Here is a 20,786-nt window from a genome sequence, read left to right as displayed (position 1 = left end):
CCACAAGGCGGGGGGTCCTCAAGGGGCCGTGGACTCATGGGCGTTACGAGGCTTTCGCGTGACGGAGGTGAGGGGAGGGGCGGACGTGACCGGTGTGGCGGGCATGACGGACAGGGCGGGCGCGGGCCGCGTGACCGGCGCGGCCGGTGCGCCCGCCGGCCCGCCCGGGGTCCGCTCCGGCCGGAGTCCGGCCGCCAGCCCGGCGACGACGACGGCCAGGCCCAGCCACACCGCCGGCTCCGGCACCCCGCCGCCGGTGACCGCTCCCGCGCCCGCCGCCGCGAGCGGGGCCACCCCGGTCAGCAGCCCGGCCCGGCCGGAACCCACCGCGGCCACCGTGCGGTACCAGAGGAGGAAGGCCACCGCGGTCACCATCACGGCGAGGTAGCCGGCGGCGGCCCACTGGCGCGGGCTCACGGAGACGAGTTCGCCGGGCCCCTCCACGCACACCGTGAGCACCGCCAGCATCACCGCTCCCATCCACACCGCGTGCAGCGACACCCCCCACGCCCCGTGGCGGCGCAGCACCGGTACCGCGAGCAGGGTGAACCCCGCCTCGCAGCCCAGCGCGAGCGCGGCCCATCCGACCCCGGCCGCGTCCGTCCGGCCCGTTCCCTCCACCAGCACCGCCCCGGCGACGACCACCGGAGCGGCCAGCAGCACCCGGCGGCTGGGCCCGCGGCCCTCCAGCAGCGGACCGATCACCCCGAGCAGGACCGGCGCGCAGGCCACGGCGACCGCGATGACGGCCGGCTCCGCGTGCGCGACGCCCCGTACGACGGCCACGTTGAACAGCACCAGCCCGGTAGCGGCGACCCCGGCCAGCCACAGCCACTCCCGGCCGCGCGGGGCCCTGATCGGCACCCGGGCGACGCGGGCCAGGCCGAACAGGAGCAGCGCGGCCACCGCGTACCGGACGGCCTGCACGCCGAAGAGCGGGGCGTCCACGAGGGAGCGGGAGAAGGTGACGCTGCTGCCGACGAGGACCATGCCGGCGATGCCGGGAGCGAGGTCGCGCAGGTGCCGGGGCGAAGGGTGCGTGGCCTGTGAGGGGTGCGAGGGGTGTGAAGGGCGGGGAGGAGGTGAGGTGCTCATACCCTCGAGCCTGGCGCCACAATGGATCCATGGACAGGTCCAAAGAAAGCGCCATCCAGGGGTCCGAAACAGCCGGGTCGGACTTCCTCCAGCTCGACATCGGCCGGGCACCCGCCGGTGGCCGTACCGACTGGCTCGCCGACCGGCTGCGTGCCGCCATCGCCGACGGCACGCTCGCCGTCGGCAGCCGGCTCCCGGCCAGCCGCGTGCTCGCGGCCGAGCTCCGGGTCTCCCGGGGGCTGGTCACCGAGGCGTACCAGCGGCTGGCGGAGACCGGCCAGGTGGCCGGCCGGGGCCGCGCGGGGACCGTGGTGGTGGCCGCCCCGGTGACCGAGCGGCCGGCCCCCTCGCGGCCCGCCCGGCCCGGAGTCCCGGATCGGGCGGGCCCGTTCGCCCCGGGGCCGCGGGGCGGCCCCGTCGACGCGCTGCGCGCCGCCCCGTGCCGGATCGACCTCTCGCCGGGGGCGCCCGACCTGACCGCCTTCCCGCGTACGGCCTGGCTCCAGGCGGAGCGCCGGGTCCTGGCCGAACTCACCCCCGCCGACTTCGGCTACGGCAACCCGCAGGGCGCCCCCGCGCTGCGCGAGGCGATCGTCGGCTGGCTCGCCCTGAACCGCGGGATCCGGGCCGCCCCCGACGAGGTGGTCGTGGTGGCGGGCGTGGCCCAGGCGCTCGGGCTGCTGGCCCAGGTGCTGCGCGCGGAGGGCGTACGGCGCGTCGCCGTGGAGGATCCCGGTTCGCTGGGGGCGCGGCAGCAGCTGGAGCACGGGGGCATGCGGGTCCTGCCCGTACCGGTGGACGAGGGCGGCATCGACACCGCGGCCCTGGCGGCCGGCCCCGCCCAGGCGGTGGTGCTGACACCGGCGCACCAGTTCCCGACCGGGGTCGTCCTCGACGGGGAACGGCGTCGCGAGCTGCTCGGCTGGGCGGCTGCCGGGGGAGTGGTCATCGAGGACGACTACGACGCCGAACACCGCTACGACCGCGCCCCCGTACCCGCCCTGCGAGCCCTGCTCCCGGAGGCCGTCTGCTACACCGGAAGCGTCTCCAAACTCCTCGCCCCCGCCCTGCGTCTGGGCTGGCTGCTCGTCCCGCCGCGCCGGCTGGACGCCGTCATCGAGGCCAAGCGCTACGCCGACCTCGGCAATCCCGTCCTCGCCCAGCTGGTGCTGGCCCGGCTGATGGCCTCGGGCGAACTGGAGCGCCACCTGCGCTTCGTACGCCGCCGCCACCGGGCCCGCCGGGACGCGATGCTCCGCGCGATCGCGGCCGAACTGCCCGGCGCGCGGGTGCACGGGGCGGCGGCGGGGCTGCACCTGATGGTCACCTTCGAGGGAGCGGGCGGCCCCGGGGCCCCGGCGGGCTTCGACGACACCGCTCTCGCAGAGGCGGCCCTGGACCTCGGGGTCAAGGCGCATCCCCTGTCCTGGCACCGGATGACTCCGGGGGCTCCGGGACTGGTCCTCGGCTACGCGGCGGGCACGGCGGGGGAGATCGAGGAGGGCGTGGCCGTCATCGGCGCGGTCCTGCGGGGGGTGCGGGGCCGCCGGGGGGCGGGGCCCGCGGGCGCACGCCGGGCCTGAGCGGGCGGCGCCGGGGGGCGTGCGGATGCCGTGCGGGGCCGTGCGGGGCCGTGCCGGGCATGCGGGGGCGTACGGCGGCCGTTCCGGAGGGCCGCGAAAAGTTTTTCGGAATCGGCGGCAACCTCCCGGGCACTCGCGCGTCGTGCGGGGGTGAAGGGCGTGATCCCGCGCCCCGCAGCCGACCGTGGAGAACCACCGTGAAGAACCTGAAGCGCGCCCCGCTGTCCGTCCGCAGGGCGGCGGCCGTCGCCGTCGCCGCCGCCGGTGCGGCCCTCGCGCTGGCCGGGCCGGCCTCTGCCGCGGCCGGGGCGTCGTCCGCCTCGCCCACCGTGGCCGCCCCCGCACCGGCGACGAGCGCGACGCCGAGCGTGGCCCCTTCGGCCCCCGCGCCTTCGGCGAGCCGGCCCCCGAGCGCGACGCCGAGCGCGGCCCCCAGCGTCCGCCCGAGCACGTCCTCCAGCGCCCGCCCGAGTGCGTCCCCGACCGTCGCCCCGGGCGGGACGCCGACCGCCGTCCCGAGCGCGGCTCCGAGCCCCGCCCCCGCTTCGCCCGGCGATTCCGAGCTCGCGCATACTGGCTCCTCCGCCACCACGGCCGCGCTCGGCGCCGGGGCCGCCGTGCTGATCACCGCCGGGGCCGCGACCCTGTACACCGTGCGGCGCCGCGCCAACGGCTGAGGACCTCCGTGCTCCATCTCGCACCATCCGCCGGCCCCGCCGCGCTCGGTTTCGACCGGCCGCGGCGGGGCTTGTGGGCGTTCCTGCTGCGCCGCGAGCGCTCCTCCGCGCAGGCCCCGCCCGCGCCGTCGGAGCCGTACCGGCACGGGTACACGTACGGCCATCACTCCGAGGGGGGCGGCCCGCCGCCCACCGTGACCGAGCTCTACCACGCCCACCGGCTGCGGATGGTCCGGCTGGCGGTGCTGCTGGTGGACGATCTGGGCACCGCCGAGGACGTGGTGCAGGACGCCTTCACGGCCCTGTACCGGCGCCACGGCGAGCGGATCACGGAGGTGGACAACGCGCTGGGCTACTTGCGCACCTCCGTCGTCAACACGGCCCGCTCCGTCCTGCGCCGCCGCCGGACCGCCCGCGCGTGGACCCCGCAGGCGCCGGCCGACGTTCCCTCCGCCGAAGCCTCCGTGGTCCTCGACGAGGCACACCGTGAGGTCCTCGCCGCGCTGGGACGGCTGACGCCGAGGCGGCGCCAGGTCCTGGTGCTGCGCTACTGGGCCGACCTCAGCGAGGCGGAGATAGCCGAGACCCTGGGGATCAGCCGGGGGGCGGTCAAATCGAACGCGAGCCGCGGGCTGGACGCGCTGGAACGGATTCTGGAGGGTCGGCTATGACGCGTGGACAGGGGCCGGGCGGGCGGCCGGTCGAGGACCGGCTGCGGCAGGCCCTGGACGCCCGCGCGACCGGGATCACCGTGCGCGACCTGCGCCCGGCGCAGCCGCCGGAGCCGGGGGTGCGGCGACTGCCGTGGGCCTGGCCGCGCGGTTTCACGCTGCCCCTGGCGGGGCTGGCGGCGGCCGCCGCGACGGTGGTGGGGTACGCCGTACTGGCGCCGGACGCTCCGCTCCGCCCGGGGCCGGTACCTGTGCCGCCGGCCGCGCCGCCTTCGCCCACGCCGACCGGCCCGTCTCCGGGACCGGTCCCGGCCGCTCCGTCCCCGTCCGTCTCCCCGTCGCGCCTTTCGCCTTCGCCTTCGGCCGTGCCCACGCACTCGTACCGGACCACCGCGAGCCCGTCGCGAGCGCCCGAGACGGGTGCGGGTACGCCACGGCCCAGTTCCTCCGCCTCCGCTCCGTCGTCCCCGTCCCCGACCCCGACCCCGACGCGGGGCTCGCCCTCGGCCTCGTCCCGGCCGCCCACGGCTTCGCCGGGCTCCCGCTGAGGAGGCACGGGACGGGGACCGGCGCCACGCGGGCCGCAACCATGCGCCGATGGAGATCAGTTGGCGGCATCCTAGGATCCTGCCGATGAGTTCGAGCGTGGGGGCGCGGGATGTGGTCAGTGGTGTCGTCGGGCGGGGTGCCCGCGGGGGAGCGGTTCGACTGGTATGCCGACATCATCTCCCGCGAGGTGATGCCGGCCGCGCTCAGCAGCGAGCGGCCGGCCGAGTTCCAGGGCGAGGCCGCCGTGGTGGACCTGGGGCCCCTGCGCGCGTCCAAGTTCACCCTGTCGCCCCTGCGTTCGCGGCGCACCCCCGCGCTGATCCGGCGCGGTGATCCGGAGCAGTACCAACTGGCCTTGCTGCGCAGGGGCGTCACGTCGATGTCCCAGCACCGCAACGGGTGCACGGTCGGTCCCGGGGACCTCATGCTGTGGGACACCTCGCGCCCCTCCGACAACACGATGCACGCGGACGGCGGCCAGGTGCGGGCGACGATCCTGATGCTCCCCCGGGACGTACTGCCCCTGCGTCCCGAGCGGCTGGAACGGTTGCTGGCCCGCCGCATACCGGGTGACCGCGGCATCGCGGCGATCCTGGCCTCCTTCATGACCGCCCTGGAGGACCACGCCGCCGAATGCGAGCCGCGGGAGCTGGCCAGGCTCGGCACGGTCGCCGTCGACCTCGCCACCGCCTGCCTGGCCCAGCACCTGGACGCCGAGGAGCGGATCCCCGCCGAAGCCCGGGCCGAGGTGCTCCTGCGCCGGATCCACGCCTTCATCGAGCACAACCTCGGCGACCCGGAGCTGGCACCGCCGGCCATCGCGGCCCGGCACACCATCTCCGTGCGCTCCCTCCACCAGCTCTTCCAGGGGCAGGGGGAGAGCGTCCGGGCCCGGATCCGGCGGCGCCGTCTGGAACAGTGCCGGACCGACCTGGGCCGGCCCGAACTCGCCGCCCACCGGGTGCAGTCCATCGCCGCCCGCTGGGGCTTCAGCGGACCCGAGGTCTTCAGCCGCTCGTTCCGCGAGGCGTACGGGCTCACGCCCACGGAGTACCGCGCGCTGACCGCCGGGAACCCGCACCGCGACACGGCATAGGCTCGTCCCATGAACGACAGCACACACGGCATACGGATCCGGCCGGGCGGCCCGGCGGACGTGCGGACCATTCTGGACATGCTCGATTCCGCGGTGGCCTGGATGAACGCCCGCGGGAACACCGAGCAGTGGGGCACGACCCCGTACTCGCTCATTCCCGGCGGCGTGGAGCGGGTCCAGGGGTACACGACGGAGAACTCCCCGTACATCGCGGAGCGGGACGGGGTGCCCGTCGGAGCCCTGGTGCTGGACACCGGGCCCAGCCCGAAGATGCCGATGATCGCGCCGGCCGGGGAACCCGAGAGGTACGTCCGGCTGTTGGTCTCCGACCGGCGGTACGCCGGGCTGGGCATCGGCGCCGCGCTGCTGGCCCGAGCCGTGGAGGAGACCAGGCGGGCCGGTGTGGAGCTGCTGCGGGTCGACTGCTGGGCGGGCGGTACGGGCGAACTGGTCGCGTACTACGAGCGCAACGGCTTCACCCGCACCGACCCGTTCCTCTCCGGCGCCTGGCCGGGCCAGGTACTGGAGCAGCGCGTCTAGTGCTGTGACCGGAAGGGTCGGCCGGGTTGTTCGTTGCGCCGGCCGGCCATGCCGCCCCGGACCCGCGGGGAGGCGGACCCGGTCATGGCACGGCCGGCGCGATCACAGGTCCGAACCCGCAACCCAGACCACGGGATGGGCGGGATCGGTGTGGTCCACCGCCAGGTCCCGCGGACTGGTCCGCCTGGGATAACCGGGACCGTCCTGGCTGTAGACCATGCTCGGGTTGCCCGGCGGGGTCAGACCGCACGGCCCCTGCGCAGGCTGGGCAGCCACTCCGGAACGGTAGGCGAACCAGCTACTCTCATGGACCCGCGTGGTCGCGTCTGACGGTTCGAAATGGCTGGCCGTGAGGAACGTGGCGAGATCCGCCGGCGTAGTGGTGAAGCGCAGCGCCAATCTGCTCTCTCCCTGCAGACCACCCGCCGTTGCGGTGAAGACGAGGCTCGTGGCGTCGGCGGGCAGGGCCAGACCGAAGTGCTCGGTCGCATCGGCGAGGGAGACGTTGTTGCCCTCGGTCTGCGGGCAGACCCGGGGATCGGCCGCCGCGACATGGTTGTCCGGCCCATCGAACGACGAGTCGAGCATCGACTTCGCACTCCAGCCGAGCCATCCCAGCAGAATGACTGCACTCACTGCCATCGCCAGGCATCCCGGACTCTTCATGGCCTCAGCTCCCCCGTGAGCAAGCGGAGTTTGATCGTAGTGGGCATCCCGACACCGGCCGATGCCCGGTATCTCGTGCCCTCGTGCTCCCGGTTCGTCGGTTCCCGAGGGAGCTGGCCCTGGCCCGGCCCCTGGCCGAGAAACCTCGGACGCCGGGGTTCAGGACGCCGGAGTGTTGCGCACCGCGGCCACCAGCAGGGCGAGCTCCGGCTTGCGCGCCGCCTCGTCCAGCGCCTCGCGCAGGGCGGTGTCGTTGGTGGGGCGGGCCTGCTCCAGGAGCGCGAGACCGGCCGGGCTCACCTCGGTGTAGATACCGCGGCGGTCGGTGTCGCACAGGTAGCGGCTCAGCAGCCCGCGGTCCTCCAGCCGGCTGACCAGCCGGGTCGTCGCGCTCTGGCTGAGCACCACCGAGTCCGCCACCTGGTGCATGCGCAGGTGGCCGCCGGGGCCGCTGTGCTGGCGGCTGAGGACGTCGAGCAGGGAGTACTCGCGCACGCTCAGGTCGTGTCCCGCCTGCAGTGCGCGCTCGATGTGCGCCTCGATCCGCCCGTGCAGGAGGGAGAGGGCGCACCAGCCCTGGGAGAGGGCGGTGAGTGCGCTGTCCGTGGCCGTCATGGCTTCCTCCTCGAAGGCGTGTGGCTCCAGGATAGGGCACGTCTGCAATTGCCCGCGCTTGCAAATATCCCGCGTCTGCAATTAATGTGGACGCAGGCAACCCGCTGTGGCAATCGCCTGGCCCGCTGCCTCCCTCTTCCCCTGACGTTCTTGTACGCAGCTCCTGAAGGGCACCCCTCATGCCTCTCGCACTCCTCGCACTCGCCATCGGCGCCTTCGGGATCGGCACCACCGAATTCGTGATCATGGGCCTGCTCCCCGAGGTCGCCGGCACGTACGGCGTCTCGATCCCCACCGCCGGCTTCCTGGTCACCGGCTACGCCCTCGGCGTGGTCCTCGGCGCCCCGCTGATGACCGTGCTCGGCACCCGCATCCCGCGCAAGCGCATGCTCATGCTGCTCATGGGCCTGTTCATCGTGGGCAACGTGGTCTCCGCGCTGGCCCCCGCCTTCGGCGTCATGCTCGCCGGACGGGTCGTGGCCTCCCTCGCCCACGGCGCCTTCTTCGGCATCGGCGCGGTCGTCGCGGCCGAGCTCGTCGCTCCCGAGAAGAAGGCCGGAGCCATCGCCATGATGTTCACCGGCCTGACCGTGGCCAACGTGGTCGGCGTCCCGCTCGGCACCCTCGTCGGCCAGCACCTCGGCTGGCGGGTCACCTTCCTGATCGTCGCCTCGCTCGGCCTCCTCGGCCTGCTCGGCATCGCGCGGCTCGTCCCCGACCTGCCCCGCCCCGAGGGCGTACGGATCCGCCACGAGCTGGCCGCGTTCCGCAACGTCCAGGTGCTCCTGGCGATGGGGATGACCGTCCTCGGCTTCGGCGGGGTCTTCGCCGCCATCACCTACATCACCCCGATGATGACCAACGTGGCCGGCTTCGCCGACACCTCCGTCACCTGGCTGCTCGTCCTCCTCGGCCTCGGCATGGTCGCGGGCAACCTCGTCGGCGGCCGCTTCGCCGACCGCGCGCTGATGCCGATGCTGTACACCTCGCTGGGCGCCCTCGCCGTGGTTCTGGCCGCCTTCACCGTCACCGCCCACACCCGGGCCGGAGCCGCCGTCACGATCTTCCTCATCGGGGCCCTCGGTTTCGCCACCGTGCCGCCGCTGCAGAAGAGGGTCCTCGACCAGGCCGCCGGCGCCCCCACCCTGGCCTCCGCCGTGAACATCGGCGCCTTCAACCTGGGCAACGCCCTCGCCGCCTGGCTCGGCGGACTCGTCATCTCCGCCGGCCTCGGCTGGACCGCTCCGAACTGGGTCGGCGCGGCGCTGGCCGCCTCGGCCCTCGCCCTCGCCCTGGTGTCCGGCGCGCTGGAACGGCGTACGGGGACCCGCGCGGGCGGCGAAGGAAGCAGCCGGGTCATCGCGGCCGGCGCTCCGGCGGGCGCGGCCGTCCCGGCCCACCACTGATCCACCACCCCCGTACCGCACCTCCCATACGCACCCTCCCCACGTCACAGGAGCCCCGCATGTCCACCGCCACCCCCACCCGTACCGCCGTCGCCCCCCTGACCACCGCGGACGCCGAGGCGCTCGTCGCCGCCGCCACGGCCGCCGCCGGAGCGGCCGGGGTCGCCGTCAGCGTCACCGTGCTCGACGCGGGCGGCCACCCGCTCGCCTTCCGCCGCGACGACCGGGCCGTCCTGATCTCGGGCGAGACCAGCACGCGCAAGGCCTTCACCGCGCTGCAGCTCGACGCACCGACCGCCGATCTCGTCGATGCCGTCCAGCCCGGCGGCCCCTTCCACACCCTCCCCACCGCCCTGGACCGGCCGCTGCTGTTCATCGCGGGCGGGCTCCCGGTCCACCGCGACGGCCGGCTCGTCGGAGCCATCGGCGTCGGCGGCGGAGCCCCGGCGCAGGACCACGGGTTCGCCGAGTCCGCGCTCGGCGTCCTGGCCTGATCCCCGCCCGATTCCCCGCGCGATCCGCGGCTCGATCCGTGGCCCGATCCTCCGCCCGGGTCGCGCACCTCGGTCCCTCGTGCCAGGTTGGTACGGGGGCCAGGTGCGTGCGACAGGTGCGTGATGCGACAGACCAAGCAGCACTCAGGGCGCGGCCACGTCATCGCGACGGCCACGGTCGCCGCGCTGGTCACGCTTGCCGCCGTCCCCGGGTGTGCGTCCGGGGCGCCCTCCCCGGGGAACGCCCGGACCCCGGTCGCGGCATCGACCCCGCCGGACGCGACGGCCGCGATCCCGGCCGCCACCCCGGCCACCCCCACCACCCCGCAGGACCAGGCTCCCTCGCCGACACCCACCCTTCCGCTGTCCAAGGCCCCGCGCACCATCCCCGCCGTACGGGAACACGTGCCGGCCCGCGGCCCCGGCTGGCGGCCCGCCCCCGACGCGCGGGTCGTCGTACCGCCGGGCGACAGTGCGGCCCTGGCGGACGAGGGCAAGCTGCTCGCCGGGGAACTGCGCATCGGCTTCGCCGAGTCGGCCACCCCGCGCAAGGGCGACGTGGAACTGACCCTCGGGCCCAAGGGATCCGGCGCCCCCGAGTCGTACACCCTCACCGTGAGCGACGGGACGGTCCGCATCACCGGACCCGACCAGGCCGGGGTGTTCTACGGCACCCGCACCCTCAAGCAGGAGGTGAGCGGCGGTGGTTCGGCTCCCGAAGGCACCGTGCGCGACGCCCCGGCCAAACCGCAGCGCGGGCTCAACCTCGACATAGCCCGCAAGCACTTCACCCCGGCGTGGATCGAGGACCGGCTGCGCGAGATGGCCGACCTGAAGCTGAACCAGCTCGGCCTGCACTTCTCCGACGACCAGGCCTTCCGGATCGAGTCCACCACCCACCCCGAGATCGTCTCCACCCCCCACCTCACCAAGGCGCAGGTGCGCGAGATCACGGCGCTCGCCGCCCGCCTGCACATAGCGGTCGTCCCCGAGATCGACTCCCCGGGCCACCTCGGAGCGGTCCTGCGTGCCTACCCCGCGCTGCAACTGCGCGACGTCCAGGGCCGGGCGGTCAAGGGCGCGGTCGACATAGCCGACCCGGCGGCGGCGAAACTCGTCGACGAACTCCTGCGCGAGTACCTGCCGTTGTTCCCCGGCGCGATCTGGAACGTGGGCGCCGACGAGTACCAGGCCCTGGTCTACCGCGATCCGCAGAGCTCCTTCCCGCAGCTCGCGGCCGCCGCCCGGCAGCGGTACGGACCCACCGCGCGGGTCCAGGACCTGGCGACGGGCTGGCTGAACGACCGCGCGGACGTGGTCCGTTCGGCGGGCCGTGCGCCGGCGGCCTGGAACGACGGCTTCTTCACCGGCGGGGTGGCCCAGCCGGCCAAGGACATCCAGGTCGAGTACTGGACGGGCAAGGAGAACGGGGCCCGGCCGCCGCTGGAGTACCTGCGCGAGGGCCGCAAGGTCGTCAACCTCAACGACGAATACCTCTACTACGTGCTGGGGCAGCCGAACCAGTTCGTCTACCCCGACGGCCGGCGCATCTACGAGCAGTGGACCCCCCTCGTCCTGCGCGGCACCACGGCCGTGCCCGCCCGGTACGCCGGGCAGATCCTGGGCGCGCGCTTCGCCGTCTGGTGCGATCTCGCCGGAGCCCAGACCCAGGCCCAGGTCGCGGCCGGCATCCGGCTCCCGCTCGCCGCCCTGTCGCAGAAGGTCTGGGACTCCCGCACCCCGGCCCTGGACTGGCCGGCCTTCAAGGCCCTGGCCGACCGGCTGTAGCGCGTCACCGCGCCCCGGTGGCCCTGCCGCCCCGTCATCCCCGCGCCCCGGGGCGGCAGGGCCCTGCGTCCCGCCTGTCGAAACCCGCTGGCCGGGTCCCGTCCGCTTTGCTTGGATGCGGGCATGGACGACACCGCGCTGCCCTCGCCCGAGGGCTACGAGATTTCCACCGACCCCGGCCGCCTCGACCGGGAGCTGATCCACCAGTGGCTGTCCGGGGACGCCTACTGGGCGCTCGGGCGGAGCCGCGAGAAGCAGGACGCCGCCATCGAGGGGTCGCTCAACTACGGGGTCTACGACGCCGTGTCCGGCCGCCAGGTGGCCTACGCGCGCGTCATCACCGACCGCGCCACCTTCGCCTGGCTCTGCGACGTCTACGTGGACCGCGGCGTACGGGGCAAGGGGCTCGGCACCGCCCTGGCGGCGGCGGTACGGGACCACCTCGCCCCGTACGGGCTGCGCAGGATCCTGCTGGCGACCGCGGACGCCCACGAGGTGTACGCGAAGGCCGGCTTCGAGACGCTCCAGGCACCGGACAAGTGGATGGCCCTCGGCGCGCAGTAGGCCGCCGAGGGGTCCTGGCGTACGCCTACCAGATGGAGTTGACCCACTCCGGGTGGTCGATGAACGGGTTCCGGTTGTGCTGGTAGGTGTCGTAGATGACCTGGTTGCGGCGCTGCTCGAAGGCGTCCGGCGGGTCCTGCAGGTTCCACTGCTTCAGGACGCTGATCTTGCCGAAGAGGGGTGCGCTGCCGTTGTTGACCTTGTCGTTCATCTCGAGGTCGGCGAAACCGTCGCCGCCGTCGTAGCGCACGGCCATGTACAGCAGCATGCGCGCGACATCACCCTTGACCGCGTTGCGCGGCTCGAAGGAGTCGGAGTCGGTCAGGCTGCCGGGGGCCTCGGAGACGGGGCCGCCGCCCAGGTCGAAGTCCTTGTTCCCGCGCGTGCTGTTGACCGTGACGTCCTCGGGCCTGAGGTGGTGCAGGTCGGTGCCCGGGCCGGTGGCGGTGCCGAAGTCGCCGTGGCTCTTGGCCCAGACGTGCTCGCGGTTCCAGTCGTTGACGCCGCCGCCGTTGGTGGACTTCGACTGCGAACGGCCCGAGTAGACCAGGATGACGTTGTTGGGGTTCGCCGGGTCCTGGTCGGTGACCTTCAGGGCGTTCCACACGCCGTCGTACGTCACCTCGGACTGGGTCTTGATGATGTTGTGCAACGCCGTCTTGAGCGCGGCGCCGGTCTTGCCCTCGGCCGTGGCGTAGTAGGTGTCGACGGCTGAGGCCGAAGCCGCCGCGGGGGCGTCCGCGGGGGCGGCCACGTTCCGCTGGCCGGCCGAGGCGGAGGCCGGGATCAGTATGAGGGACGCGGCCGCGAGGCCGGCTGCCCAGGGAGTAAGGCGCGAGATTCTCATCACGTGGGGGTACCTCTCCACACGCACCGCTCCCGCCCGGGGAATTGGCGGGGCATCAGGTGACAGAGCGAGGTTCACATTGTCATGTGCCCTACAGGTGAAAAGCACGTGTCGGGAGCCGGGATTTTCTACGCGCGTCATGTGGGTGATTGGCGCAAGAATCCCTATGCAGGATCGGGCGGCGCGGGCACGGTAGCGGAGGCCACACCGTGAACAGCCCTACCAGGAGCAGCCCATGGCACCGAAGATCCTCATCGTGACCGGCGACGCGGCGGAATCTCTGGAAGTCCTCTACCCCTACCAGCGTTTGATCGAGGAGGGGTACGAGGTCCACATCGCGGCTCCCGCGGTGAAGAAGCTGCGGTTCGTCGTGCACGACTTCGAGGACGGCTTCGACACCTACACCGAGAAGCCCGGCTACACCTGGCCCGCCGACATCGCCTTCGCCGACGTGGACCCGGCGCAGTACGCGGCGCTCGTCGTACCCGGCGGACGCGCCCCCGAGTACCTGCGCAACGACCCCGAGGTGCGGCGGATCCTGTCGGCCTTCGCCGGCGAGGACAAGCCGATCGCGCAGATCTGCCACGGCCCCCTGATCACCGCCGCGGCCGGTGCGCTCGACGGCCGCCGGGTCACCGCCTATCCGGCGCTGGAGCTGGACATGAAGGCGTCCGGAGCCACGTTCGAGGACTCCGAGGCCGTCGTCGACGGCACGCTGGTGTCGGCCCGCGCGTGGCCCGATCACTCCGCCTGGATGCGGGAGTTCCTGACCGTACTGCGCGGCAAGGCCCCGGTCTCGGGCGCCTGATCCCCGGTCGGCGCGGCCGCGGCGCCGGGAGGCGCCGCGCCCGTCGGCTCAGGCGCGCTCGCGCGAGCGGAGCTCCCGGGCGTGCTCGCGCGGGGAGGCGGGCCAGGGAGCGCTCGCGCGCGAGGCGGGCCGGGGCGCCGTGGCCCGGATCATGGCCCGAATGGTGGCCCGGGAAGAGGCTCGATGGCGGGTTCCGGCCATGCGCCGGACCGCGACCGGCCGGCCGCTCGCCCCGACGGGCGTCAGCTGCCCGTGGTGATGGCGGGCGCCGCCTCGTACTTGTAGTCCGGGCCGAAGTTCTTCTTCACGGCGGCGTCCCAGGTGCCGTCCTCGACCATCTTGCGGATCGCGTTGTTGATCTTGACCTGGAGCTCGCCGCTGCCCTTCTTCATGCCGATGCCGTAGTTCTCGCTGCTCAGGCTCATCCCGATCAGCCGGAACTTGCCCTCGTTGCCCTTGCGGGCGGTGAAGCCGGCCAGGATGGAGTTGTCCGTGGTCATGGCGTCGACCAGGTTCTCCTTGAGGGCGACGACGCACTCGGAGTAGCCGCCGAGCTCCAGGAGGCTCGCCTTGGGGGCCAGGTTCTTCCTGACGTTCTCCGCGGAGGTCGAGCCGGTCACCGAACACAGCCGCTTGTTCGGGTTGTTGAGGTCCTCGGCCTTGGTGATCGTCCGGTCGTCGGCGCGGACCATCAGGTCCTGGTGCGCGAGGAAGTACGGGCCCGCGAAGTCGACCTTCTGCTTGCGCTTCTCGTTGATCGAGTAGCTGGCCGCCACGATCTGGACCTCGTTGTACTCGAGCAGGAGCTCGCGGTCGTTGCTGAGGACCTCTTTGAAGGCGATCCTGTCCTTCGGGTAGCCCAGCTCCTTGGCGATGTACGTCGCCACGTCCACGTCGAAACCGGTGAAGGTGCCGTCGGGCTCCCGCATGCCGACGCCCGGCTGGTCGAACTTGATGCCGACGGCGAGGGTTCCCTTGTCGTCGTCACCGCCACACGCCGATGCGGTCAGGGAGAGACCGATCACTGCGGCGATCACGCCGGCCTGGGGAACCTTCATGCTGCACTCTTTCCTGGGGTACACGGATACGCGAGCGTCGCGGGCGGGCGGAGCCGCGCGGGAGCGCGCGGAGGGCACCCGGGACCGGGCCGGGGCGCGGGGAACCGCGGGGGCTGGTGGACGCGTATATGAGGAAGCTAGGAACTCGTCGGGCGCGGTGTCACGACATCTGAGCAAATCTTGAGGGTCACGATCCGGAACGGCGGCAGATCTTGCTGTGAATCCGGCTTTGAACGGGAGAGGGGCCGGTCGGTGGCCGAAAGCGGAGTACGGGTCGAGGGGAACGCGCTGCTGCTGGGCGAGGGGGCGCAGGTCCGTTTCATGCGGACGCTGCGGCTGCCGGAGACCGGTACGCACAATCTGCCGCCGGGGCTGGGGGAGTTCCCGCTGCGTCGGGTGGAGGACTATCCGGACACGGTTCCGGCGGACTGGCTCGCCAAGGGAGGCGTGATGCTCCCCGTGTACCTGCGCGAGGCGATGTGGCTCAGCTTCGGCGGCACCCGGGAGCCCACGGCGCTCCAGGTCGGGGTCGGCAAGGTGTGCGCCGTCTCCGGCGAGCGGTGGACGGGCAGGCTCGGGCGCCGGCCGCAGAACTACCTCGTGCTGCCGCGCCAGCCGTGGCTGGACGGGATCAATTCGGGCACGGGGACGGTCCGCCAGTTCGTCGCCGTCCCGCTGGGGCTCGGCGCCACCGTGGAGGGCCAGGTCACCGGCGAGGAGACCGCGGGCGGCGTCCAGCTCCAGGCCTTCCCGCTCGGCGCGAAGGCGCTGGCGCGGTGGCGGGACGAGGAGCGCGAGCGGGCGCGCACGGCCAGGGCCCCGCGGGTCGGCGGTCTTCCGTACGGGACCCTGCCGCCGGGTGGCCATCCGGGCGGGTACGGGGGCGGCGGCTACGGAGCGGCCCCCGGGATGCCGGTGCCGCCGCCGATGGCGGCCCCGGCGCCGGGCGGGCCTCCCGGAGCTCCCGCGGCCCCGGCGGCCTCGGCCGCGGGACCGCTGCGGCGCTCGGGCGGCGGGCCGGTGCCGCAGGCGGCCCCGGCGATGGGGCTCGGCGTCGGCGGTTCCATGCGGCAGGAGGTGTACCGCGACGACCGCAAGGCGAAGGACTGGGCGTCCGAGCCGGCCGCGCGGGTCTTCGTCCACCTGGTGACCCCGCCCGCGTGGCGCAGGATCACCGGGGAGGAGCCGCCCCCGTCACCCGTGGACCGGGCCGCCTACACCAAGGCCGGGCTGCCGTGGTTCGACTACTACGACGAGGGCGGCGCCGATCTCGCCCCCTCCGACCCCCTCGGCCAGGTGCGGCCGGTGGGCGAATGGCTGGGCGCCGACGAGGCTCCGTGGGCGGAACCCGCCCCCGGCCAGATCGCGCCGCTGGGGAACGGGCCCCGGCCGGGCAAGCCCGTACAGGACGGGGACTGGTAGCCGACGCCGAACCTGCCGCCCGCGCCGGGCCCGCCGGACCCGCTGCCCCCGCCGCGGGCTCCGGACTGGCCGGGAACGTACGGTCGTTCGAGCCCCGGGGCGGGACCCGTGACAGCATGGCGGGGCAACGCACGGTGTTCGGAGGGGGAGTTCGGTGAGCGGAGTACGCAAGGGCCTGGCCAAGGTGGAGATCGCGCTGCGGTGGGATCCCAGCCCGGCGGGAGCGCCCGTCCACGACCTCGACCTGCTCGCCGCGGTCTACCCGGCCGCGGACCCGTACGGGGAGCCCGTCCACCTGGTGCACTTCGGCAGCCGGTCGCCCGACGGCACCATCACGCTGAACCGGGACAGCAGGACCGGGCTGGGCCTGGGCTTCGACGAGGTCATGACCCTCGAACTGACGCGGATCGCCGACGCGTCGAACCGGGTCGTGGTGGGCGTGGTGATCCAGCGGCCCGGTGGCGGACCGGCGCTGACCTTTGCCGAGGTCGCGGGCAAGGGGCTGCGCATCCGGGAGGGCTACACGGATCTCGCCGTGGACGACCTCGCCGGCTTCGGCGCGGCGAGCGCGGTCACGGTCGCCGAGTTCACCCGCGACGCCGACGGGGTCTGGTCGATCGACCCGACGGTACGGGGCTTCGACGCCGACCCGGAGGAGTTCGCCCGGGCGATGGGCGCGGCTCGGAGCTGAGCCTGCCGCAGGGGTAGGCGGCAGTCGCACGGACGGCCGCACGGACCGGTCGGCGGTCACTCCGCGAGGGAGTGCCCGCCGTCCGGTCCGGGGGCCGCGCTGCCACCGTCCCCACGAGGCAGCGCGAGCGGGTCACCGTCCGGTCATCGGGGACGGCGGCCCGCTGGTTCGGGTGGCCCGGTTCAGGGGCCCGGTTCAGGGGCCCGGTCCGCTGCCGGCGGGGCCACGCCCAGCGCCGGCAGCAGGCAGGCGTCGACGAACCGCACGAGGTACTCGGCGTCGGCGAAGCGTCCCTCCAGTACGGGCCGGATGCGCAGCACGCCCATCAGCTGCGCGGGCAGGAACTCCACGGCGGGGTGCCCGGGAGCGAGCTCGCCCCTGGCCACGGCCCGCGCCACGATCGAGTCGAAGGCCGCCAGCTCCGGCTCCACCAGAGCCTCGCGCAGGGCCGCCTTCAGCTCCTCGTCACTCAGTACCGCGTGTCCGAGGGCCTGCGTCAGCCGGGTGTCGCGCCCCGAGGTGCAGGCGGCGAGCCGGGCCGCCTCGCGCAGGTCGCCCGCCAGGGTTCCGGTGTCCACCGCGGCGAGGGTCCCGCGCCGGTCCGCCCGCAGGGCGGCGGCGACGAGCTGGGGTTTGGTCTTCCACTGCCGGTAGAGCGTGGACTTCCCGCAGGTGGCCCGGGCAGCGATCTTTTCCATGGTCAGCGCCTCGTAGCCGTCCTCGCGCAACTGCTCCAGCACGGCGTCGTAGAGCTGCTGCTCCCGCTCCGGTGTGATCTTGGAGCGGCGCGCGGGGGCCGGAACGGCTTCCGGCGTCGGCGACGTCATGGGCGGCTCTCCTCGATGGTGCGTGCCACGTCCTGCCGTGCGGCGATATTTCGGTCGCGGCGCGGCGGTCTGTAGTGAAAGTCTACGGGAACGCGAGCGTATCGGTACACACTCGTATCGATACGAGAATGTATCGATACACTGGTGTGTCGATTGACAGTCGTGAAGCCGTGTACAGGAAGCGAGACCGGGGGATGACCTCCCACACCACACCCGCCGGGGCCCGTACGGGGCCGGGCGCCCGCCGCCGCCTGATACGCGAGCTGCTGCTCGTCCTGAGCCTCTTCGCCGTCTACAAGTTCGGCCGCACGCTCGCGACCGGACGCACGGACGAGGCCTTCCGCAACGCCGCCCGGGTCTGGGACGCCGAGCGCACCCTGCACCTGCCCGGCGAGGGCCTGGTCCAGCGCCTGCTCCTGCACGGCGACGCCCTCGTGCACACCGCGAACACCTACTACGCGGCCGTGCACTTCCCCGCCACCGTGCTCTTCCTGGTCTGGCTCTACCTCCGCCGCCCCGCGCACTACCTCTGGACCCGCCGGGTCCTGGCCGTCCTGACCGGCGCGGCCCTCGTCATCCACCTGGCCTTCCCCCTGGCACCCCCGCGGATGCTGGGAGCGGCGCACCTCATCGACACCGGCCAGGTCTACGGACCGACCGTCTACGGGGCCGCGCCCGCCGCCGACACCATGGCCAACCAGTTCGCCGCGATGCCCTCGCTGCACTTCGGATGGGCGCTGATGCTGGCCCTCGGGATGATCGCCGCGACCTCCTCGCGGTGGCGCGCCCTGTGGCTGCTGCACCCGCTGGTGACCCTGCTGGTGGTCGTCGGCACGGCCAACCACTACTGGCTCGACGCGGTCGTCGCCACGCTGCTCCTCGGGGCGGCCCTGTGGCTCGTCCCGCGCCCGGTCGGCCGCCCGCTCGCCGGCCGGTCCCTCGTCGCCCGGCGGAGCGTGCCGGGCGGGCGTCCGGCACCGGCACCGGTGCCCGCCGCTGGGGGTGCGGGCACGGTGAGGCCCGCCGAACCGGTGGAGCCCGTAGGGGCGGTCCGGTGAACGCCACGCTCCTCGCCGTCCTGCTCTGCCTCGCGGCGGCCGTCACCTACGCGGCCGCGGCCGTCGCCCAGGAACGCCTCGCCCGCCGCGCGGTCGCCCGCAGCGCCACGGCGCTGCTCGGCAACGGCGCCTGGTGGTGGTCGGCGGGCCTGAACGCCGCCGCCGCGCTCCTGCACGCCGCCGCGCTGAGGTACGGGCCGCTCACCCTGGTCCAGCCGCTCGGCGCGCTCACCCTCGTCGCCGCCGTACCGCTCGGTGCGCGCGGCGCCGGGCGGCGTGTCGTGGCCACGGAGTGGCGCGGCACCCTGGCCACCGTCATAGGCCTCGGCCTGCTCCTGGTGCCCGCCTCCGGCCCGTCCCCCGACGAGACCCTGACCCTGGCCGAGGCGCTCGCCGTCTCCGGAGCCACGGCCGGGGTGATCATGCTGCTGACCGCGCGGAGCGACACCCGCTCGGGGCTGCGCCACGCGACGGCGTCGGGGCTGGCCTCCGCGGCGGCCTCCGCCCTGACCCAGACCGTGGCCGTGGCGGGCGGCCGGGGCGGTTCCCTGCTCAGCGTCCGGGTCGTCTCGGTGGCACTGCTCGTGGTGGTCTTCGCGGTCGGGGGCATGCTCCTGTCCCAGCGGGCCTACCGGGGCGGCCTGGGAGCCCCGCTCGCGGTGGTCAACCTGACCAACCCGCTGGCCGCGGCCGCGATCGGCATGATCCTGCTGGGCGAGCGGATCCAAGGGGGCGCGTTCGGGGTCCTGCTGGCCGTGGCGGGAGCGCTCGCGGCGGCCCGGGGAGTGCTGCTGCTCACGCGGGCACCGCGGCAGACGGCGGCCGTTCCGGCTCAGGCCGCGCCCCAGGTCGCTCCTCCGGCCGTACCTCCGGTCGTACCTCAGGCTGCTCCTCCGGCCGTACCTCAGGCCGCGCCCCAAGCCGTACCTCAGGCCGCGGCGATGGCGCGTGTGGCAGCATGAGCCGCATGCCTGCCGACGACGGTTCGTTCCTCTCGCTGCGCTCCAAGGGCTCGATCCTCTCCATCGGTTCGGTGGGCTCGATCCTTTCCATCGGGTCGGTCGGCAGCGTGCTGTCGGTCGGCTCGATCGGCTCGGCCCTGTCGGCGGCCTCGGTGGGATCCGTGCTGAGCGCGGGCTCGTTCGCCTCCGCCCAGTCGACGTGGTCGGTGCTGTCCTGGCGCTCCCGCGGCGGATTCCTGGCGCCGGGAGTCGCGGGAGCCGCGGTGCTGGGCCTGGTCGCGATCGCCGTCCTCACGCCCGCCCCCGGGTCCCGCAGGTCCGTCTGAGAACCGTTTCGCCTGTTCACGCGTCTCCTCCTGTGAGACCTGAACGGACATCGCGCGCACGACGAGGCGCGCACAGCGAAGCGGAGCGAACGGGCATGGGCATCATCGGCTGGATCATCCTCGGACTGCTGGCGGGCGGGATCGCCAAGGTCCTGCTGCCCGGCCGTGACCCGGGCGGCCTGATCGGGACCACCCTCATCGGCATCGCCGGCGCGTTCACCGGCGGCTGGCTCTCGGCGAAGTTCCTGAACCGGTCGATCCAGAACGACTTCTTCGACCTCGCGACCTGGGGCTCCGCCATCGCGGGCTCTCTGGTCCTCCTGGTCGCCTACCGACTGCTCTTCGGCAACTCCCGCAACTGACCGGCGCAGCGGCGGGCCGGGTCAGACCTCCATGTAGGCCACGGTGCCGGTACGCCGTGCCACATCGATCTCCCGCAGGCGGGCGAAGTTCGAGGGGGTCATCAGCGCCTCCCACTCCCGCACCGAGTGGACCCGCACCTCGCTGTGCTCCTCGGGGTCCAGGACGATGGCGGCGATCTGCTCGTCGGTGAGGGTGCCGCCGTCGAAGAGGAAACCGATGTGGTTCGCGGGCCAGGCCTCCCCCCGGTCGGCGATGAACTGCGTGCCCAGCAGCTTCCGCTCGCCCTCGAAGGAGATGCCCGTCTCCTCCAGGCACTCCCGGAGCGCGCACTCCCACGGGGTCTCGCCGTGGTCCATGTTCCCGCCCGGCCACTGCCAGAGCTCCGTGGAGTACGTGGCGCGGAGCTGCACCGGGCGGCCGGCGGTGTCGGTGAAGTAGAGGCAGGCGTACGAGGACGCCGCGGGGATGGTCTTGAGGTACTCGGCGGGCGGGAGCCATGCGGACACCGTTCCACCTCCGTCCGGGCCTCGGCCCCTCGGGGACATCGGGCAGGCTCACTACCCACACCGCGTACGGTCCACTCCGGATGCCGCCCCGTCCGGACCCGTGCCCCGGCACGGACCCGTGCCCCGACCGTGCCCGTGATGTCCACGTCCCGGTACGGGTACGCCGGCGTCGGT

At 73.8% G+C, this 20,786-nt stretch carries 24 protein-coding genes; 17 read left to right on the top strand and 7 right to left on the bottom strand.

Going from position 1 to position 20,786, the window contains the following annotated elements; genetic code table 11:
• Nucleotides 1-18: 18 nt before the first annotated feature.
• Nucleotides 19-1,095, bottom strand: coding sequence for a DMT family transporter (locus ACFYYB_RS02005; protein ID WP_389432670.1), 1,077 nt, complete (start codon nucleotides 1,093-1,095; stop codon nucleotides 19-21).
• Between the two features lie 29 nt (nucleotides 1,096-1,124).
• On the opposite strand from ACFYYB_RS02005, the gene ACFYYB_RS02000 reads away from it, so the two are divergent.
• The 6 genes from ACFYYB_RS02000 to ACFYYB_RS01975 all read left to right on the top strand — a co-directional run bounded on the left by ACFYYB_RS02000 (nucleotide 1,125) and on the right by ACFYYB_RS01975 (nucleotide 6,211).
• Nucleotides 1,125-2,678, top strand: coding sequence for a PLP-dependent aminotransferase family protein (locus ACFYYB_RS02000; RefSeq protein WP_389432668.1), 1,554 nt, complete (start codon nucleotides 1,125-1,127; stop codon nucleotides 2,676-2,678).
• A 197-nt stretch (nucleotides 2,679-2,875) separates the two neighbouring features.
• Entirely contained in the window at nucleotides 2,876-3,355 is a 480-nt protein-coding gene (locus ACFYYB_RS01995; protein ID WP_389432667.1) for an LPXTG cell wall anchor domain-containing protein, read from the top strand.
• 8 nt (nucleotides 3,356-3,363) lie between these two features.
• Entirely contained in the window at nucleotides 3,364-4,026 is a 663-nt protein-coding gene (locus ACFYYB_RS01990) for a SigE family RNA polymerase sigma factor (protein ID WP_389432666.1), read from the top strand.
• Nucleotides 4,023-4,574: a hypothetical protein gene (locus ACFYYB_RS01985; RefSeq protein ID WP_389432665.1), complete on the top strand. Its 552-nt coding sequence runs from the start codon at nucleotides 4,023-4,025 to the stop codon at nucleotides 4,572-4,574. The genes ACFYYB_RS01990 and ACFYYB_RS01985 overlap by 4 nt, the downstream gene beginning before the upstream one ends.
• A gap of 110 nt (nucleotides 4,575-4,684) precedes the next feature.
• Nucleotides 4,685-5,671: a helix-turn-helix domain-containing protein gene (locus ACFYYB_RS01980; RefSeq protein WP_389432663.1), complete on the top strand. Its 987-nt coding sequence runs from the start codon at nucleotides 4,685-4,687 to the stop codon at nucleotides 5,669-5,671.
• Between the two features lie 9 nt (nucleotides 5,672-5,680).
• Nucleotides 5,681-6,211: a GNAT family N-acetyltransferase gene (locus ACFYYB_RS01975; RefSeq protein WP_389432662.1), complete on the top strand. Its 531-nt coding sequence runs from the start codon at nucleotides 5,681-5,683 to the stop codon at nucleotides 6,209-6,211.
• Between the two features lie 102 nt (nucleotides 6,212-6,313).
• On the opposite strand, the gene ACFYYB_RS01970 is transcribed toward ACFYYB_RS01975, so the two are convergent.
• The gene (locus ACFYYB_RS01970; protein ID WP_389432661.1) at nucleotides 6,314-6,877 is read right to left on the bottom strand and encodes a hypothetical protein; all 564 of its coding nucleotides are present in this window, start codon (nucleotides 6,875-6,877) and stop codon (nucleotides 6,314-6,316) included.
• Between the two features lie 159 nt (nucleotides 6,878-7,036).
• Nucleotides 7,037-7,492, bottom strand: a complete 456-nt coding sequence (locus ACFYYB_RS01965) for a MarR family winged helix-turn-helix transcriptional regulator (protein WP_389432659.1) — start codon at nucleotides 7,490-7,492, stop codon at nucleotides 7,037-7,039.
• 179 nt (nucleotides 7,493-7,671) lie between these two features.
• Here ACFYYB_RS01965 and ACFYYB_RS01960 point away from each other — a divergent pair, with 179 nt between their 5' ends.
• The 4 genes from ACFYYB_RS01960 to ACFYYB_RS01945 all read left to right on the top strand — a co-directional run bounded on the left by ACFYYB_RS01960 (nucleotide 7,672) and on the right by ACFYYB_RS01945 (nucleotide 11,744).
• Nucleotides 7,672-8,898: an MFS transporter gene (locus ACFYYB_RS01960; RefSeq protein WP_389432658.1), complete on the top strand. Its 1,227-nt coding sequence runs from the start codon at nucleotides 7,672-7,674 to the stop codon at nucleotides 8,896-8,898.
• Between the two features lie 59 nt (nucleotides 8,899-8,957).
• Complete coding sequence (locus tag ACFYYB_RS01955; RefSeq protein WP_389432657.1) at nucleotides 8,958-9,392, top strand: heme-binding protein; 435 nt, start codon at nucleotides 8,958-8,960, stop codon at nucleotides 9,390-9,392.
• A 123-nt stretch (nucleotides 9,393-9,515) separates the two neighbouring features.
• Nucleotides 9,516-11,180, top strand: a complete 1,665-nt coding sequence (locus ACFYYB_RS01950; RefSeq protein WP_389432656.1) for a glycoside hydrolase family 20 protein — start codon at nucleotides 9,516-9,518, stop codon at nucleotides 11,178-11,180.
• Between the two features lie 123 nt (nucleotides 11,181-11,303).
• Nucleotides 11,304-11,744, top strand: a complete 441-nt coding sequence (locus ACFYYB_RS01945) for a GNAT family N-acetyltransferase (protein ID WP_389432655.1) — start codon at nucleotides 11,304-11,306, stop codon at nucleotides 11,742-11,744.
• A 25-nt stretch (nucleotides 11,745-11,769) separates the two neighbouring features.
• Here ACFYYB_RS01945 and ACFYYB_RS01940 read toward each other — a convergent pair whose 3' ends face one another.
• On the bottom strand, nucleotides 11,770-12,591 hold the full coding sequence (locus ACFYYB_RS01940; protein WP_389432654.1) for an endonuclease I family protein: 822 nt from the start codon (nucleotides 12,589-12,591) through the stop codon (nucleotides 11,770-11,772).
• 235 nt (nucleotides 12,592-12,826) lie between these two features.
• Here ACFYYB_RS01940 and ACFYYB_RS01935 point away from each other — a divergent pair, with 235 nt between their 5' ends.
• Nucleotides 12,827-13,399: a DJ-1/PfpI family protein gene (locus ACFYYB_RS01935; RefSeq protein WP_389432652.1), complete on the top strand. Its 573-nt coding sequence runs from the start codon at nucleotides 12,827-12,829 to the stop codon at nucleotides 13,397-13,399.
• A gap of 242 nt (nucleotides 13,400-13,641) precedes the next feature.
• On the opposite strand, the gene ACFYYB_RS01930 is transcribed toward ACFYYB_RS01935, so the two are convergent.
• The gene (locus tag ACFYYB_RS01930; RefSeq protein ID WP_389432650.1) at nucleotides 13,642-14,457 is read right to left on the bottom strand and encodes a glutamate ABC transporter substrate-binding protein; all 816 of its coding nucleotides are present in this window, start codon (nucleotides 14,455-14,457) and stop codon (nucleotides 13,642-13,644) included.
• 252 nt (nucleotides 14,458-14,709) lie between these two features.
• Between ACFYYB_RS01930 and ACFYYB_RS01925 the strand changes: the two genes are divergently transcribed.
• Together ACFYYB_RS01925 and ACFYYB_RS01920 are read left to right on the top strand one after the other, a co-directional pair.
• Entirely contained in the window at nucleotides 14,710-15,879 is a 1,170-nt protein-coding gene (locus ACFYYB_RS01925) for a hypothetical protein (protein ID WP_389432649.1), read from the top strand.
• 154 nt (nucleotides 15,880-16,033) lie between these two features.
• A complete protein-coding gene (locus ACFYYB_RS01920; RefSeq protein ID WP_327302715.1) occupies nucleotides 16,034-16,570 on the top strand; it encodes a TerD family protein in 537 nt (178 codons plus the stop codon).
• A gap of 182 nt (nucleotides 16,571-16,752) precedes the next feature.
• On the opposite strand, the gene ACFYYB_RS01915 is transcribed toward ACFYYB_RS01920, so the two are convergent.
• Entirely contained in the window at nucleotides 16,753-17,397 is a 645-nt protein-coding gene (locus ACFYYB_RS01915; protein WP_389432646.1) for a TetR/AcrR family transcriptional regulator, read from the bottom strand.
• Nucleotides 17,398-17,591: 194 nt separating this feature from the next.
• Between ACFYYB_RS01915 and ACFYYB_RS01910 the strand changes: the two genes are divergently transcribed.
• From ACFYYB_RS01910 to ACFYYB_RS01895, 4 genes are all read left to right on the top strand, one after another.
• Nucleotides 17,592-18,455, top strand: a complete 864-nt coding sequence (locus tag ACFYYB_RS01910; RefSeq protein WP_389432645.1) for a phosphatase PAP2 family protein — start codon at nucleotides 17,592-17,594, stop codon at nucleotides 18,453-18,455.
• A complete protein-coding gene (locus ACFYYB_RS01905) occupies nucleotides 18,452-19,417 on the top strand; it encodes a hypothetical protein (protein WP_389432644.1) in 966 nt (321 codons plus the stop codon). Before ACFYYB_RS01910 ends, ACFYYB_RS01905 begins: the two co-directional genes overlap by 4 nt.
• A gap of 5 nt (nucleotides 19,418-19,422) precedes the next feature.
• Nucleotides 19,423-19,743, top strand: a complete 321-nt coding sequence (locus tag ACFYYB_RS01900; protein WP_389432642.1) for a hypothetical protein — start codon at nucleotides 19,423-19,425, stop codon at nucleotides 19,741-19,743.
• A 95-nt stretch (nucleotides 19,744-19,838) separates the two neighbouring features.
• A complete protein-coding gene (locus ACFYYB_RS01895) occupies nucleotides 19,839-20,105 on the top strand; it encodes a GlsB/YeaQ/YmgE family stress response membrane protein (protein ID WP_389432641.1) in 267 nt (88 codons plus the stop codon).
• Nucleotides 20,106-20,126: 21 nt separating this feature from the next.
• Here the strand turns inward: ACFYYB_RS01895 and ACFYYB_RS01890 are convergent, their stop codons facing one another.
• On the bottom strand, nucleotides 20,127-20,612 hold the full coding sequence (locus ACFYYB_RS01890; RefSeq protein ID WP_389432640.1) for an NUDIX domain-containing protein: 486 nt from the start codon (nucleotides 20,610-20,612) through the stop codon (nucleotides 20,127-20,129).
• Nucleotides 20,613-20,786: the final 174 nt, after the last annotated feature.

The sequence above is a fragment of the Streptomyces sp. NPDC002886 genome (assembly GCF_042888445.1).
Lineage (GTDB): Bacteria > Actinomycetota > Actinomycetes > Streptomycetales > Streptomycetaceae > Streptomyces.
The sequence above is the reverse complement of the archived record's forward strand: the minus strand, read 5'-3'. Positions and strand labels throughout refer to the sequence as shown.